This window comes from Orbus hercynius, assembly GCF_003634275.1.
GTDB lineage: Bacteria > Pseudomonadota > Gammaproteobacteria > Enterobacterales > Orbaceae > Orbus > Orbus hercynius.
In genome coordinates, this window is sequence record NZ_RBWY01000001.1 from 1098441 (window position 1) to 1114081 (window position 15641).

The following is a 15641-nucleotide window of genomic DNA, read 5'->3' on the forward strand; positions in this document are numbered from 1 at the left end:
CTCCTTATTTATGCATAATATATCTCTTATTTTTCATATAATTGATTGATTAGATAATTAAATCATTTTTATCATATTATCAATCTCTTCAATAATAACGGCTTATTATCAATAAGCCGTTTGACTTAAATTAAAACCATTGCCCAAATCGTTTGATATAAATTGTTTTCATCAACTGTGCAACAAGGCAGTAGCAAACTAATGTGCCAACTAACCAAGGGAAATATGACCATGGTAACGGCTCAAGTCCAACTAATGCACCAAATGGTGAGAACGGAATATAAATACCCACAGCCATAATTAGAATCGTCATAACAATAACAGGGAATGCGGCTGTACTTTGGATAAATGGTATTTTTTGTGTTCTTAACATATGTACAACTAATGTTTGTGATAATAAACCTTCAATGAACCAACCTGAATGGAATAGTGACTGTGCTTCTAGGTTATTTGCAGAGAAGACGAACCACATTAGCGCATACGTTGTAATATCAAAAATAGACGATGTCGGCCCAATCCAAACCATAAATCGGCCTATATTTGGTGCATTCCATTTTCTTGGTTTTTGTAAAAACTCCTCATCCATTTTATCCCAAGGTAAAGAAAGCTGTGAAATATCATATAACAAGTTTTGAATTAGCAAATGAATGGCCAGCATTGGTAAGAATGGAATGAACGCACTAGCGACTAATACTGAAAACACATTACCAAAGTTCGAACTGGCCGTCATATTTAAGTATTTCATGATGTTACCAAAAGTTTCACGACCGCGAATCACCCCTTCTTCGAGCACCATTAAACTCTTCTCAAGTAAAATAATATCCGCTGATTCTTTCGCAATATCGGTTGCTGTATCAACCGATATTCCAACATCTGAATCACGTAATGCGGGTGCATCGTTAATTCCATCACCTAAGAAACCAACAGTATGACCATTATCTTGAAGTAATCGGATGATTCGTGATTTTTGTAATGGTGTCAACTTAGCAAAAATAGTGCGCATTTCCACTTGCTCTTTTAACTGCTCATCACTCATATCTTCGATTTCAGTGCCTAAAAGTGGCTGCCCCGGTTCAAGTCCAACCTCGCGGCAGATTTTGGTGGTAATAATTTCATTATCGCCAGTAAGAACTTTAACCGCAACACCGTGCTCACTTAATGCACTGATGGCTTCACGAGCACTCTCTTTTGGTGGATCTAAGAAAGTTAAAAAACCCCGAATTGCTAAAGCAGATTCATCAGCAACGCTGTATTGTGTTTTCGTTTCGCTAGCAGGGATATCTTTTAATCCAACCGCAAGTACCCTAAATCCATCTTGGTTATATTGATATGCAAGTTCAATGAGTTGCTGTTTTCGTTCTTCTGTTAACGCAATGTATTCACCATCTTCATAAACATAAGAAGCAATTGATAACATTTCCTCAACAGCGCCTTTACAAATCATTAGATGATTATCGTTACCATTTTGTACAACTACAGATAAACGACGGCGGATAAAATCAAAGGGTAATTCATCGATCTTATTATATTGGCCAATACCGAGTTTACGAACGTTAGATTTTTGCTCAGCAAAATGAATAATTGCTTTATCCATTAGATTTTTCATGCCACTTTGGTAATGGCTATTAATCCAGGCAAGCTTTAATACCGATGGATCAACTTTACCTTTGATATCAAGATGTTGCTCTAAAATAATCCGATCTTGCGTTAGGGTTCCTGTTTTATCAGTACAAAGCACATCCATCGCACCAAAGTTCTGAATCGCATTTAATCGTTTAACAACAACTTTACGTTTAGCCATCCCAACCGCGCCTTTGGCTAAATTAGCACTAACAATCATTGGTAACATTTCTGGCGTTAATCCAACAGCAACGGCTAATGCAAACAGCGTTGCCTCGCCCCAATCACCTTTGGTTAAACCATTAATAAGCAGTACAATTGGTACCATAATTAACATAAAACGAATGAGTAACCAGCTAACGCTGTTAACACCTTTGTCAAATGACGTTTGTGATCGCGTACCAATAATTGATTTGGCTAATGAACCAAAATAAGTATCAGCACCTGTTGCTACAACGACCGCTTTAGCTGTGCCACTTACAATATTTGTGCCCATAAAACAGATGTTATTGGTATCTAATACATTCGATGATTCACTGCTATTTTCAGTTGAATTCTCACTTTTTTGTGATACCGCACCTAAAGTGTCATATTTTTCCACCGGAATTGATTCACCGGTTAATACGGCTTGACTGACAAATAAATCACGAGACTCGATAATTCGCACATCAGCAGGAATCATATCACCAGCAGAAAGAAAAATAATATCACCCGGTACAACTTCATCAAGCGGAACCTCCATTCGTTCAGAAGACATATTCTTATGAGGTCGGCGTGATACAGTCGCGGTTGTTTTTATCATCGATTTCAACGCTTCTGCTGCTTTATTCGATCGGTATTCTTGCCAAAAACGTAATAATCCACTTAACGTCACCATGACAAGGATAATAACAACCCCCGTCAAATCAGTCTCTTCCCCACTTTCAAGAGGTAACCAATAATCAGTGAAAAAGCTAACTGCAGCTAATATGAGTAATACAAAAATAAATGGATTATTAAATGCTATTAGTAACTGTACGAATGCTGATGGTACTTTTTCTCTTGCAACTTCATTTTTGCCATAACGCTCAATTCGAGATTTAGCATCAGCAGTAGTGAGTCCGGATAAATTCGATTGTAGATTTGCGAGCGTACCATCAAGGCTGTTTTTAGACTCAAGGAGCGCTTTAACGCGAGTATTATTTTTCGCTTTAACTTGTTGTTTCATAGTTTATACCTAATTTTCTATTCAAATATATTGCCACTAAAAAAATAGCAGATACTTAAATTCATTAGTTATGTGTAAATTAGATCATCAGTTTATTTAAACTGATAACAGTAATGTTCACAGACAATAACTAATAATGATAAAATAATCGCTATATTTGAAAATAACCTACGAGCTAGCCGATCAAAACTGACTAGTTAATAACGTATTAAAATTTTCAATATAGAATATAAGAGTATTAGATATAACTTGGTGGTTCTAATAGTTGATTAGAATAACATGAAGAATACAACACAAAATGTGATGCAATTAAATGATTGAGATGTGTTTGATAGCGTTTTAATAAATTGAATTGCATATCGTTCACCGTTACCGATTTTTCATTTGCCGGCAGTGAACTGAAAAAATAGATTATTTAGACAAGTTCATTAACCGATAATAATGATGCATTTAAAACTTACCCCCAAATAATTCGCGGGGGGACCCGATTGAGTATCCATATAGCTCCTGTAAATTGAACTCAAATTACCTTCAATGATTTTTGGTTTTTTTAATCTGTACAAATAGTTAAAATTTATGTAAAGAATACGTGAAAACCCTAAAAGGCGCGCCATTTATACCTTTTTTATTAATGCGTTGTCAACCTTATTTTCGTATGATTACAAAAAACAGGATATTGATAACTTAATGAGTAAGTTAAACGGTAAAATATACTGTTACAATTAACTGCAACCTTTCGATTTTAGTTAATTGTAACAGTATTTGTGGTCGTTAAGTCCATTTAAGCTTAGTTAGCTAAATATACTTTAAATTTTGTCGTTTGAGCAATCACGTCAACACGTTTGAAGTGCTCAGCAAGCAAACGATGGTAAGGTAAAAAAGAATTTGCGACAATGCACAATTTCCCATTAGCTGCTAAGTAGGCTCGACTTTGTGCAATTAATGTCTCTATAGCTGAATAATCAGTTTCTTTGCCATCATGAAACGGAGGATTGGAAACAATCAGATCAAAACGTCCATTAATATCACTAAATACATCACTCGCGATTACCTCACCATCAATTCCATTAGTCAGCAAAGTTTGTGTGGTTGAGGCTAGAGCTACAGCACTGACATCAACGCAGATTAACTCAATACTTGGATTAATTTTAGCGACAACAGCAGATAAAACGCCACATCCGCAGCCAACATCTAAAACACGTCCTCTAATTAAAGATGTATTATCAATTAAAGCATTTAACAATAAGTCACTACCGGTATCTAATGTTCTTTGGCTAAAGACGCCAGGTAAATTATCTATCTTAATATTTAGCTTATCTAACTGTAATTCATACTGATGCCACCATTGCTTAATATCAAAGGCTAATCGACTATCGGCATTGAAATGATACAAACTACAACGCCTTGCGGTATCTATTTTTTGAATAGTGCCAAACGACGTTAATAGTGTTTCTGCACTTTTCACGCCACTTCGATTTTCACCCACAATAAAAATATCTGTCCCTTGGGCTAAATGATTAAGTAAGTAGGCAAGCTGAAACTGGGCTTCATGTTTATTTTTTGGCCAATAATAAATTAACGTGTTAGTATTTTCATAACAAGCATCTGTTGGCATCACACCAAATTCAATTAACTTATCTGAATACCGCTTTTTTAATTGTGAATAAAGATGGAATAATGTGCAGTGAATTTTAGTGGCTGCAGTCTCTAGTTGCAACACATAATCATCATGAAAATCACCAGCCACTAAAATGTTTTTGCCATAAAAGAGTGCTTCATGACGTTGTAGAACTTGACTCGATGGCGTAAGTGCCGACATGTATTTAACCTCAAATAAAAAATCTTTATAAAAAATAGGATAGATTATACAATTAACTTTTACGAATCACTAATAAAACCCTATGAATAATCAAGATTGGTATCTAAATCAGTTTGGCATTACGCAATATCTATTACGTAAACCGGCTGTACTTAAAGGCGAAGCATCAATAGATATTGCTGAAAATATTCAACTAATTGTCATTACCCAATCTGAGCCCATTCATAAAATATTTAGCGACATTCTAACAGCAATTGGGGTAAGTAGAGAAAACTGTCTAATTTTATCCCCTGCTCAACTTATTTTGCCGCTAGATCAGATTAAGCAAGCCGTTTGGTTTATTAATGAAATGCTACCAAATAATTGGATTGATTCGCCAGTAATGAATGAAAAGATGATCATTGAAACACCCTCATTAGTTGAACTAGCCGCATCTCCTCATTTAAAACGTCAACTTTGGAATACACTTTGCCAATATGAAAATTATTTCAACACTCACTCATGCTGATTTAGATGATGCTTATCGAATCGAAATACAGTGCCATCCCATTGCTTGGAGTAAAGCCACGTTTCACTCCAATCAAGGTGAACGATACATCAACAAAAAAGTGACTATCAATCAGCAACTAGTGGGTTTTTTGATTTGTCAGCAAGTTGTCGATGAAGCGACCTTATTCAATATCGCCATCCATCCTTGCATGCAAAAACAGGGGTTAGCAACGAGCTTACTTACGGATTTGATTGAGGAACTAGCAACAAAAAATGTTCATACGCTATGGTTAGAAGTCCGGGCCTCAAATCATACCGCGATTCACCTTTATGAACGTTTAGGCTTTAATGAAATTACAGTGCGAAAAAACTATTACCCAACGGCTCATGGTCGTGAAGATGCCATTATCATGGCTTATACGATTTCACGATTATGATAGAATAATTCGAGAGGAAAAAATGGCAAAAGCATTACTTTTCGTCAATGGCGAGCCCCCAAAAAATTACCCAACCGATTTATCGCAATATCAATATATCGCATGTACTGATGGCGCTTACCATAATTATCTCACTCAGACAGATATTACGCCAAATTTTATTATTGGTGATTTTGATAGCTTGCAAAACCAACCTATCGATAATCGTATCGATATAATTCATACCCCAGATCAAAGTAAAACTGATTTCGAAAAAGCATTATTGTTCTTGGCCAATAAAGGCATACATCAATTTGATATATACGGTGCTAATGGCCATGCTAGCGATCATTTCTTAGGTAATATTTCAGTCGCCATGCGTTATTATCATATCTTTGAATTACGCTTTTATGATAACTATTGTGACTTCTTTTTCGCAAAAAAATTTACTACGTTAAATCACGTTAAGGACAAAACGATCTCTTTAATTCCGTTATCTGAAGTAAAACATTTAACGATTACTGGATTTAAATATCCCTTAACAAATGAAACAATAAATTTTAATGGATTAATAAGCCTTCGTAATCAGGCCATCGATGATCTTGTAACTATCTCATTTGAACAAGGCGATCTGCTTGTTTTTATTTCCACACTTTAATAAGGTTTACCTTACATTAATGGATAATGGCTAAAGACTGATTTTATATAAACAACTTACAAAACTAAATTTGACACTTACAATGCCTTACAGTATTATCCAAACTATAATGAGATTATATTTTCAGTGAGTATAAAGCATAAATGATGCCCTTATTTACTAGGCAATATGATAGCTTACTCATTGAAAATTTTGAATAAAGATATTTATCAAGGGTTAATAAAGGTCATTTTGATCATGAAAAAAGTCTTCTTGCTATGCTGTTCGGCACTATTATCACAAGTTGCATATGCTAATAATAATATCCAAAGTGTTATCGATGCTTTCACTAACTGCGATAGCAGTTTTTTTTATCAACTCAAGTCTAACGCGGAAAGTTTTGAGGATATAACGAATTTAGTTATCCAAGATGACATAGCTTATATTCCCGTTGATGATATCACCGCTGATGACGGCAATATTAACTATTTTTTACAGCCCCTACCCTATCGTGGATTGACCATTGTCGGATATCAAAATATTGCCATTGAAACATTATCTCTTGGTCAATATTACTATTGGGGATTTGTCATTGATGGCACTGTTGATAGCGTTAAACAATCCCTAGATCAGTTGTCATGGCAAAAATATAACATTACCAGTTATGTTGCAAATCCATTGACCTATGATCGTAAAAATAAACAGCAAGGTTGGCAAAATAACCCCTATGTTGTTGATGGTATTATTCCGCGTATCTGGACCATCGAGAAATCGTTATATCTAGAACCAATCAACGAGAATCAAGTTCACTTAGTGTGTTCGATGCAAGGTGATATTACAAAATCACTACTTGACTCTATTCACCCAGATATCAAATATATTCGTAATCAGCCCAATGAGAAGCAATCGGACACAGACGTACCACAAAATACACAAACCAATACACAAACCAATACAGATCAGAATTTATCCACTGATAATGCGCGAATTGAATCAGGAATATAAAATGCAAACAACACGCAAAATTTTTCAATTTATTGGTGGGTTAGCTTTATTAACTATCACATACTCTGCATTAGCTGACGTAGCTGATACGAATAAAAACGACACTAATTTCGTCACTAACGTTCCCGCTCAATATATTCCCCTAGAACGATCTACGTTTGGTCAATCAACCACGAATATGTATATCGACAGAACATCGATAAAAACGCACCCATATAATCGATTCATTCGAACTTATACTCAGATTACAAATTATGTGCCCGCTATTACACAAGAAGTGGACGGTAAACAAATTACCTATCACTCTGTTGTGATTGAACAGTACGCTAATTGTGATAAAAAAGAGTATGCTAAAGGTATAATTAAAGTTTATGAAAGTGATTTTGGCCAAGGTACATTACTTGATACCAATAATATGCCAAGACGTTGGGAAGAGACTAAGCCAGATAGCAAAAACAGGCAAAACTTAAGCATTATTTGCTCATTGCCAATTAACCCATAATTAACTCAAAAATAAGGCAGATTTCTGCCTTATTTTACATTTCACTTAACGAATACATGTTTCCAATACGTAATCAGCTGGCACGATATTAGGCTGGGTTATCAATATCAACAAATATTACGTCAAGAGAATAACGATCAGCAAGCCAATCGCCTAATGCTTTAATGCCATACCGTTCAGTCGCGTGATGACCTGCCGCATAAAAGTTGATCCCATATTCTCGTGCAATATGAATAGTACGCTCAGATACTTCCCCCGTCATAAACGCGTCAAATCCTAACAAAGCAGCTTCTTCAATATAATCTTGCCCACCACCGCTACACCAAGCTATGCGTTTAACTAAATTAGGGGCATTGTCGCCGCAAAATAGCACCGGTTGTTTTAATGTCTCTTCGATATAAGTTTTTAAGTGCATAGCACTCAGCGGATGAGTAAGTGACCCTTTAAACAGTAAATCAGTGATATCTTGCCGCTCATCAACCGTGATCCCCAAGTTAGTCGCAAGTAAAGCGTTATTGCCGATCTGATTATGACCATCTAATGGTAAATGGTAAGCAAACAAATTGATATCATGAGTCAATAATGTTTTAATACGATGGTGCTTAATTCCTGTTATTGTTACGGGTTCATTTTTCCAAAAATAACCGTGATGAACTAAAACCGCATCAGCGTTAAGCCTCACCGCTTCATCAAGTAATCGCTGACAGGCAGTTACACCTGTGACGATCTTTTTGATCTCTTTTTTTCCTTCAACTTGTAATCCATTAGGCGCAAAGTCTCGGTAGAGCTTTACTTGCAAAAATGCATTAATAGCTTGTTCTAAATCGGTATTTATCATTGTTTTTCCGCCATACTTTTTTTACTTAAAAAACTAACTAACGCGATGTGAATTATAGTCGATTTCTGATTTTAACTCACGTATATTTGTACTTCGTTATTATTACAACTCCCATAAGATTTGATTCAACAGGATCCAGATATGAAGACGTTAGGTGAATTCATCATTGAAAAACAGCACCAATTTCCCCATGCAACCGGAGAATTAACCGCCTTGCTTTCGGCGATTAAACTCGGCGCAAAAATTATTAACCGAGATATTAATAAAGCGGGTTTAATTGATATTCTTGGCGAAAGTGGTCAGTCAAATATTCAAGGTGAAAAGCAGATGAAACTCGATGCCTTTGCTAATGAAGCTTTAAAGGCAGCTTTGGAAGCACGTGGCGTGGTCGCGGGTATTGCATCAGAAGAAGAAGATCATCTAGTGATTTTTGGTAAAGATAAAGCAACACATGGCAAATATGTTGTATTAATGGATCCGCTTGACGGTTCGTCAAACATTGATGTTAATGTATCTGTTGGTACAATATTCTCAATCTATCACCGAATAACCCCTATTGGCACGCCGATTACTGAAGAGGATTTTCTACAATCAGGTCATAAACAAGTTGCAGCTGGCTATATTATTTATGGCTCATCAACGATGTTAGTGTATACAACCGGTTGTGGTGTGAATGCCTTTACATACGATCCCTCTATCGGCGTATTTTGCCTTTCACATGAAAATGTCCAATTCCCATCAACAGGTAATATGTATTCAATTAATGAAGGGTATTACTCAAAATTCCCATTAGGGGTCAAAAAATACATCAAATACTGCCAAGAAGAAGATGATGCCACAAATCGCCCTTATACCTCTCGCTATATCGGCTCATTGGTTTCTGACTTTCATCGTAATTTACTCAAAGGCGGTATTTATATCTATCCAAGTACAGCGCAATATCCAATGGGTAAATTACGTTTGTTATATGAAGCAAATCCTATCGCCCTACTTGCTGAGCAGGCGGGGGGTAAAGCAAGTAATGGCACCAAACGCATCTTAGATATTGAACCACGTAAATTACATGAACGCACCCCACTTTTTGTTGGGATGGAAAGTATGGTTAACGATGCAGAAAAATTTATGGCTGAATCAATAGAATAATTGTTTGTTATAACTGTTTGTTAATTCTTCAAGTTATATCATAATAAGTCGATTATTTAGCTAGATACATAGATTTTACTCATGTTACATGATAAATTTAGCTTACAATTTCTTTATTTGACAACAACATAAGGACTGAGAACAATGTATATAGGTATCCCAAAAGAAAGGTTACCGAACGAAGGTAGACTAGCGGCGACACCACAAACAGTGGGACAGTTGCTTAAACTAGGCTTCAGCGTATCGGTAGAAGAAGGGGCAGGCCAAGTTGCCAATTTTTCAGATCAAGCGTTTATTGATGCTGGTGCAACAATCCAAAATACGCACGATATCTGGCAAAATGATTTAATTTTAAAACTTCATGCGCCAACAGATGAAGAGATCGAGTTAATTAAATCCGGTGCGGCGTTAATCAGTTATATTTATCCGGCTCAACATCAAGAACTGTTAACGAAATTAGCAGCAAAAAATGTGACGGTTATGGCAATGGACTGTGTGCCACGTATTTCCAGAGCACAATCATTGGATGCATTAAGTTCAATGTCAAATATTTCAGGTTATCGCTCAGTGATTGAAGCGGCTAACCAATTTGGTCGGTTTTTCACCGGGCAAGTGACCGCTGCCGGTAAAGTACCACCAGCCAAAATTCTTGTCATCGGTGCTGGCGTTGCCGGTCTTGCTGCTATCGGTGCAGGGGTGAGCTTAGGAGCGATTGTCCGTGCATTTGATACCCGCCCAGAAGTGGCAGAGCAAATTCACAGTATGGGCGCTGAATTCTTAGAATTAGATTTTGAAGAAGAAGCCGGTTCAGGCGATGGCTATGCCAAGCAAATGTCAGCAGCCTTCATTGAAGCTGAAATGGCATTATTTGCCGCGCAAGCTAAAGACGTTGATATTATTATCACCACAGCATTAATCCCGGGCAAACCTGCACCAAAACTCATTTCAAAAGAAATGGTAGAGTCAATGAAACCAGGTAGTGTCATTGTTGACTTAGCGGCAATTACGGGTGGTAACTGTGAATTAACCCGTCCTGGCGAAGTGTACGAAACTGACAACAAAGTTAAAATTATCGGTTACACTGATTTAGCAAACCGTATGCCAGCTCAAGCTTCACAGCTTTATGGCACCAATATTGTTAACTTGCTAAAATTACTTGCCAAAGAGAAAGATGGCAAGATTAACATTAATTTTGATGATGTCGTTATCCGGGGCGTTACTGTCGTTAAAGATCAGGAAATCACATGGCCTGCCCCACCAATTAAAGTATCAGCACAGCAACAAAAACCTGCTGTAAAACCGGTTGCCAAACCAGCGCCAACACCAATGGCGCCACAGAAAAAATACAGCATTTTAGCATTAATATTAATTGCGTTTTTCTGGCTTGCATCGGTCGTACCTGATAGTTTCTTATCACACTTTACCGTTTTCGCACTATCGTGTGTTGTTGGTTATTATGTCGTATGGAATGTCACGCACTCCCTTCATACACCGCTTATGTCGGTAACAAATGCAATATCAGGCATTATTTTGGTCGGTGCAATTCTACAAATGGGGCAAGATGATGGCGTTATTACATTTATCGCATTTATTGCCATACTCATCGCCAGTGTTAATATTTTTGGTGGCTTCTTTGTTACTCACCGCATGCTTAAAATGTTCCAGCGTGGAAGCAATGATAACAAAGGCAAAAAAGGAAAAGGAGAATAAACATGCTGAGTCAAGGAATTATTCAGGCCGCTTATGTTATTGCAGCGTTACTGTTTATTTTTAGTTTACAAGGATTATCTAATCAAGAGTCAGCCCGTTCAGGTAATATCTACGGTATTATTGGTATGGTTATTGCCTTACTTGCAACCGTATTTAGCATTACCGATGGATTTCATTGGATCTTCATCGCGATGATTATTGGTGCCGCTATTGGTTTATATCTGGCTAAAAAAGTTGAAATGACCCAAATGCCAGAATTAGTGGCATTATTACATAGCTTTGTTGGTATGGCAGCGGTACTCGTTGGTTTTAATAGCTTTTTAGATCCTCACATCGCGCTATTCACAGGTGGTGAGCTAACGGTACATTTAGTTGAAATTTTCATTGGTGTATTTATCGGTGCTGTCACCTTCTCAGGTTCAGTCATTGCCTTTGGTAAACTAAATGGCCGTATTAGTTCTAAAGCCTTAATGTTACCAAATAAACATTATTTAAACTTAGCGGCGATTATCGTATCAGTGCTATTAATGTTTGCATTTGTTCATCTTGAAACCGGCTTTGTAGCATTTTTATGCCTATTCATTATGACCATTATTGCCTTTGCCTTTGGTGTGCATTTAGTTGCCTCAATTGGTGGCGCAGATATGCCTGTAGTTATTTCAATGCTAAACTCATACTCTGGTTGGGCTGCTGCTGCTGCCGGCTTTATGTTAAGCAACGATCTATTAATTGTAACAGGTGCCTTAGTCGGTTCTTCCGGTGCAATCTTGTCTTACATTATGTGTAAAGCAATGAATCGTTCATTTATTAGTGTTATTGCTGGTGGCTTTGGTAATGATAGCCCAGCAGCTAGCAGTAGTGATGAAGAGATGGGTGAATACCGCGAAATGCAACCTGTAGATGTTGCCCAAGTACTGAAAGAAGCCCGCTCTGTGATTATCGTACCAGGTTATGGTATGGCTGTTGCGCAAGCACAAGGTGCGGTGAGTAATATCACTGAAAAGCTACGCAATATGGGTATTGAAGTCCGTTTTGGTATCCACCCGGTTGCTGGTCGTTTACCTGGTCATATGAATGTACTATTAGCAGAAGCAAAAGTGCCTTATGATATTGTGCTGGAAATGGATGAAATTAATGAAGATTTTCCTGATACGGATGTTGTGTGGGTTATTGGTGCTAACGATACCGTCAACCCGGCTGCAGAAGAAGATCCAAGTAGCCCAATTGCTGGCATGCCAGTACTTGAAGTGTGGAAAGCAAAAACCGTTATTATCTCAAAACGTTCAATGAATACCGGTTACGCTGGCGTGCAAAACCCACTCTTCTTCAAGGAAAACAGCTATATGTTATTTGGCGATGCAAAAGCAAGTGTTGAAAAAGTCTTACAAGATATTTAATACTTTATTTTCATCATTAAAAAACTCGCTATAAAGCGAGTTTTTTATTTTTCATGAATCATATCTCACGGTTTTTTGACGAATAAATCAGTACTTTCACGCGTGGTTCGCGTGTAGACTTGATTTCGGTAACGATCAACCCACATTGCCGTTGCACCACATACCGCAACCGGCATAATAATTAAATTTAAAATTGGAATCATCGTACATAAACTCACCAGTATGCCAAACAAAGTATTATCCATTTTATCTTGCTGTAACAGTTGACGCATTTGATAAAAACTGACCTTATGATTATCAAATGCGTAATCAGCATACTGAATGTTAATCATCCAAGCAGTAAATAAAAACCACAAAATGGGGGTAACAAACTGGCCAAAAACAGGAATAAAATAGCTCAGTAATAAAGGAATACTCCACAATATATAATAGACTAATTTTTTCAGCTCCCGATTCATTATTCGGGGAATATCTTTTACTAAACTCCACATTGTCGTATCGGGTGCCGGTGAGTCAGTTAAATACGCTTCCACTTGCTCAGCTAACAAACCATTAAAAGGTGCGGCAATAACATTGGTTATTGTGCTAAAAAAATAACAAAAGAAAATGGAGAATGTTATAACAATGATCAACGTTGCTAAATAACTTAGCCACTGTAACCAAGCTGGCATATACCCTAAGCCAAAATCAACTGCTGAGGTTATCATTGAAAAAAACCAATAAAATAATAATGACATAATCAAGATATTGGCCAACATTGGCATAATCACATAATGCCGGATATTTGGTAGTTGAATTAACGACCAACCTTGACTAAAGTAATCTAGGCTTGTTTTTTTATTCATTTATGGATCCTTGCATAGCAATAAACTGATAAATTTCGGTACGTAATAATGTTAATAGTTGATTTTTACCAGATAACTGAAAACTGGCAATAACCGGTTTTTCATCAAACTGATTTAAAACCAAACTCATCAGCAACGGCAATCGTGATTGATGCTCAAGGCAAAAATGCTTTATCCAATTCGCTAGCCGAGATAAAACCGCAAAACTGGCCGAATAAGCATAATGGGTTGTAGCAAATAAAGATAATTCTGCCCAGTCTCTATCCGTCAATGCTTGCTCATCATCAATCATAATGGGTAAATCAATCGGAATAAATCGTTTTAACCAGTACCAATTTCGCGCTAAGCGTTGTTTTAAAGTATGACATAACTCTGTACCCGCCGGCGTTAGCGGATAAATCGCCATCACGGCATAACTACCGCTGCTCGCCTCTTTATTACTGCCGACATGCACAGGCACAAAACCGCAGTTTATCCAAAATGCCAGCATATCGGCACTATATGCAAAGCTGACTGACACAAAGGCGCAATCGCTCTGACGAGCATCATCGATTAACTCAGCTAAAAGAGTGCGCGCAATACCACGTTGGCGCAGTGCATTAACAACAGCGATGCGATTTACACGAATAGAGCGCAATATAGCGGCGGTAGGTTCACCAGCATGAGCAACTAACGATTGCGCAACTAAATTGCCTTTAGGGCGGCGATAGCCTTTTAATATTTGATCAATCACGTTAGCCGTGAGCCCGCCTTCGCAAATACCAATGAGTACCCCGGCCAACGAACTACCGCCTAACGTTGCACGATACAGCCATAAATTTTTAGCATCAAGTAAACGCCTTAGGTCAATTAAAGTCGTACGATAGTGCGCCGTTTTGAGTAACCCAAAAAATGCCGCTAAGCTATCAGTTGATGCGACGAGTTCATCTTGTGTAATCTTTTTAACGAGCAATTGGTAATCGTAGCAGTTTGCTTGATTGTTTTGCCCAAGCGCAACGGTTAGATTATCAATAAAGTGCTCTAATGGATCATGGTTCTGCCAGCGAATAGGAGTGGTTAAATGTAGCATCGCCACTTGATCATGCTGCTGATACTTGGCAAGTAATTTCAGTAATAAACCTTGCCCTGTCCCTTCATAACCATCAGTGGTAGTTGTCAATAAAATGCGTTTGAACCCCTCAATTAATTGCACTAGCATCGGCAGTGGAATCATTGCTGCTTCATCAATAATCAACCATTTGGGTTGAATGAGTGATGAATTTAATTGCATGATTAACTCATCGGGTGCAATAAACCGTGCTTTATCGGCAGCAAAGCGCATTAAGGTCGTGACAGACTGTCTATTAGGTGCGGTAATCCAACAATCATGATAAGTTGCAAATGACCCCGCTAAAGCCGATTTACCCCGTCCTCGTTTTGCTGTTATGACGATAATACGCTGTTCAAGCTTGAGAACACGCTCAAGCAACTGCTGTTGCTCAAAATAGTTTTGCGGCAGATCACATTTTTGATAAGTGAGATAATGCGGAGGTATCTGTTTAGTAAAATAGTCCTCATGTTGGGCAGTATTGAGTTCAAAGCAATCGATACTATGAGGAGCTCGGCGCTGCTGCAATAAAATCATCTCATTTAGATGCTTAACAAAGTGAGGCACATTAATGGCAGCGGGTAATTCACTCCAACGTAAGCTATCTTGATCTTGCCAATGGGTAAATGACATCGGCAAGATTAATACACAAAGGCTTGATGCAACGAGTGTACCGGTTAATATCGCCAGCGCCTCTAGATCAAAACCGTCTCGCGCATCAAAAATAGCGTGCTGAAATTCCTGTCCAAGTAATAATTTGGCTTGATTGGTCGAATAATAAGTGGCTGCGCTAACTGGCAATTTTTGCTCATCAGCGACCGCGATCCAATCACCAGCAATCGTTGTTGTCGTGTAATTAAGTTGGGTGGTAATTGATTGATTATCACCACGCAAAATGATCAGATGGCGTGCAAAAGAACTCATTG

Annotated in this window: 13 protein-coding genes; 8 read left to right on the forward strand and 5 right to left on the reverse strand. The window is 37.7% G+C overall.

The features are described from left to right. Window positions 1–130: 130 nt before the first annotated feature. The gene (mgtA, locus tag DES39_RS05020; protein ID WP_121144637.1) at window positions 131–2827 is read right to left on the reverse strand and encodes a magnesium-translocating P-type ATPase; all 2697 of its coding nucleotides are present in this window, start codon (window positions 2825–2827) and stop codon (window positions 131–133) included. A 787-nt stretch (window positions 2828–3614) separates the two neighbouring features. Further along, window positions 3615–4646, reverse strand: coding sequence for a 16S rRNA (guanine(1207)-N(2))-methyltransferase RsmC (gene rsmC / locus DES39_RS05025; protein WP_121144638.1), 1032 nt, complete (start codon window positions 4644–4646; stop codon window positions 3615–3617). Between the two features lie 82 nt (window positions 4647–4728). Here rsmC and DES39_RS05030 point away from each other — a divergent pair, with 82 nt between their 5' ends. The 5 genes from DES39_RS05030 to DES39_RS05050 all read left to right on the forward strand — a co-directional run bounded on the left by DES39_RS05030 (window position 4729) and on the right by DES39_RS05050 (window position 7695). Continuing rightward, on the forward strand, window positions 4729–5154 hold the full coding sequence (locus DES39_RS05030; RefSeq protein WP_121144639.1) for a DNA polymerase III subunit psi: 426 nt from the start codon (window positions 4729–4731) through the stop codon (window positions 5152–5154). After that, entirely contained in the window at window positions 5123–5572 is a 450-nt protein-coding gene (rimI, locus tag DES39_RS05035) for a ribosomal protein S18-alanine N-acetyltransferase (RefSeq protein ID WP_121144640.1), read from the forward strand. Before DES39_RS05030 ends, rimI begins: the two co-directional genes overlap by 32 nt. Before the next feature lie 22 nt (window positions 5573–5594). Continuing rightward, window positions 5595–6209: a thiamine diphosphokinase gene (locus tag DES39_RS05040; RefSeq protein ID WP_170143343.1), complete on the forward strand. Its 615-nt coding sequence runs from the start codon at window positions 5595–5597 to the stop codon at window positions 6207–6209. Between the two features lie 237 nt (window positions 6210–6446). Beyond that, entirely contained in the window at window positions 6447–7193 is a 747-nt protein-coding gene (locus tag DES39_RS05045) for a hypothetical protein (protein ID WP_147405421.1), read from the forward strand. A 1-nt stretch (window position 7194) separates the two neighbouring features. Continuing rightward, complete coding sequence (locus tag DES39_RS05050; RefSeq protein WP_121144643.1) at window positions 7195–7695, forward strand: surface-adhesin E family protein; 501 nt, start codon at window positions 7195–7197, stop codon at window positions 7693–7695. Between the two features lie 88 nt (window positions 7696–7783). Here the strand turns inward: DES39_RS05050 and DES39_RS05055 are convergent, their stop codons facing one another. After that, the gene (locus DES39_RS05055; protein ID WP_121144644.1) at window positions 7784–8533 is read right to left on the reverse strand and encodes a Nif3-like dinuclear metal center hexameric protein; all 750 of its coding nucleotides are present in this window, start codon (window positions 8531–8533) and stop codon (window positions 7784–7786) included. Between the two features lie 141 nt (window positions 8534–8674). Between DES39_RS05055 and fbp the strand changes: the two genes are divergently transcribed. The 3 genes from fbp (at window position 8675) to pntB (ending at window position 12783) form a co-directional block, all read left to right on the forward strand. After that, window positions 8675–9676: a class 1 fructose-bisphosphatase gene (gene fbp / locus DES39_RS05060; protein WP_121144645.1), complete on the forward strand. Its 1002-nt coding sequence runs from the start codon at window positions 8675–8677 to the stop codon at window positions 9674–9676. Between the two features lie 144 nt (window positions 9677–9820). Next, window positions 9821–11386: a Re/Si-specific NAD(P)(+) transhydrogenase subunit alpha gene (gene pntA, locus DES39_RS05065; RefSeq protein WP_121144646.1), complete on the forward strand. Its 1566-nt coding sequence runs from the start codon at window positions 9821–9823 to the stop codon at window positions 11384–11386. A gap of 5 nt (window positions 11387–11391) precedes the next feature. Further along, window positions 11392–12783, forward strand: a complete 1392-nt coding sequence (gene pntB / locus DES39_RS05070) for a Re/Si-specific NAD(P)(+) transhydrogenase subunit beta (RefSeq protein WP_121144799.1) — start codon at window positions 11392–11394, stop codon at window positions 12781–12783. 65 nt (window positions 12784–12848) lie between these two features. Here the strand turns inward: pntB and cysZ are convergent, their stop codons facing one another. Both cysZ and DES39_RS05080 read right to left on the reverse strand, forming a co-directional pair. Then, window positions 12849–13628, reverse strand: a complete 780-nt coding sequence (cysZ, locus tag DES39_RS05075) for a sulfate transporter CysZ (RefSeq protein WP_121144647.1) — start codon at window positions 13626–13628, stop codon at window positions 12849–12851. Continuing rightward, a complete protein-coding gene (locus DES39_RS05080) occupies window positions 13621–15639 on the reverse strand; it encodes a tRNA(Met) cytidine acetyltransferase TmcA (protein ID WP_121144648.1) in 2019 nt (672 codons plus the stop codon). The genes cysZ and DES39_RS05080 overlap by 8 nt, the downstream gene beginning before the upstream one ends. Window positions 15640–15641 lie beyond the last annotated feature (2 nt).

Excerpts from the sequence above, each read along its gene's own strand:
- fbp (WP_121144645.1), top strand. The coding sequence starts at position 8,675 with ATGAAGACGTTAGGTGAATTCATCATTGAAAAACAGCACCAATTTCCC.
- cysZ (WP_121144647.1), bottom strand. The coding sequence starts at position 13,628 with ATGAATAAAAAAACAAGCCTAGATTACTTTAGTCAAGGTTGGTCGTTA.
- rsmC (WP_121144638.1), bottom strand. The coding sequence starts at position 4,646 with ATGTCGGCACTTACGCCATCGAGTCAAGTTCTACAACGTCATGAAGCA.
- DES39_RS05055 (WP_121144644.1), bottom strand. The coding sequence starts at position 8,533 with ATGATAAATACCGATTTAGAACAAGCTATTAATGCATTTTTGCAAGTA.
- DES39_RS05050 (WP_121144643.1), top strand. The coding sequence starts at position 7,195 with ATGCAAACAACACGCAAAATTTTTCAATTTATTGGTGGGTTAGCTTTA.
- mgtA (WP_121144637.1), bottom strand. The coding sequence starts at position 2,827 with ATGAAACAACAAGTTAAAGCGAAAAATAATACTCGCGTTAAAGCGCTC.
- DES39_RS05080 (WP_121144648.1), bottom strand. The coding sequence starts at position 15,639 with ATGAGTTCTTTTGCACGCCATCTGATCATTTTGCGTGGTGATAATCAA.
- DES39_RS05030 (WP_121144639.1), top strand. The coding sequence starts at position 4,729 with ATGAATAATCAAGATTGGTATCTAAATCAGTTTGGCATTACGCAATAT.
- rimI (WP_121144640.1), top strand. The coding sequence starts at position 5,123 with ATGAAAATTATTTCAACACTCACTCATGCTGATTTAGATGATGCTTAT.
- pntA (WP_121144646.1), top strand. The coding sequence starts at position 9,821 with ATGTATATAGGTATCCCAAAAGAAAGGTTACCGAACGAAGGTAGACTA.
- DES39_RS05045 (WP_147405421.1), top strand. The coding sequence starts at position 6,447 with ATGAAAAAAGTCTTCTTGCTATGCTGTTCGGCACTATTATCACAAGTT.
- DES39_RS05040 (WP_170143343.1), top strand. The coding sequence starts at position 5,595 with ATGGCAAAAGCATTACTTTTCGTCAATGGCGAGCCCCCAAAAAATTAC.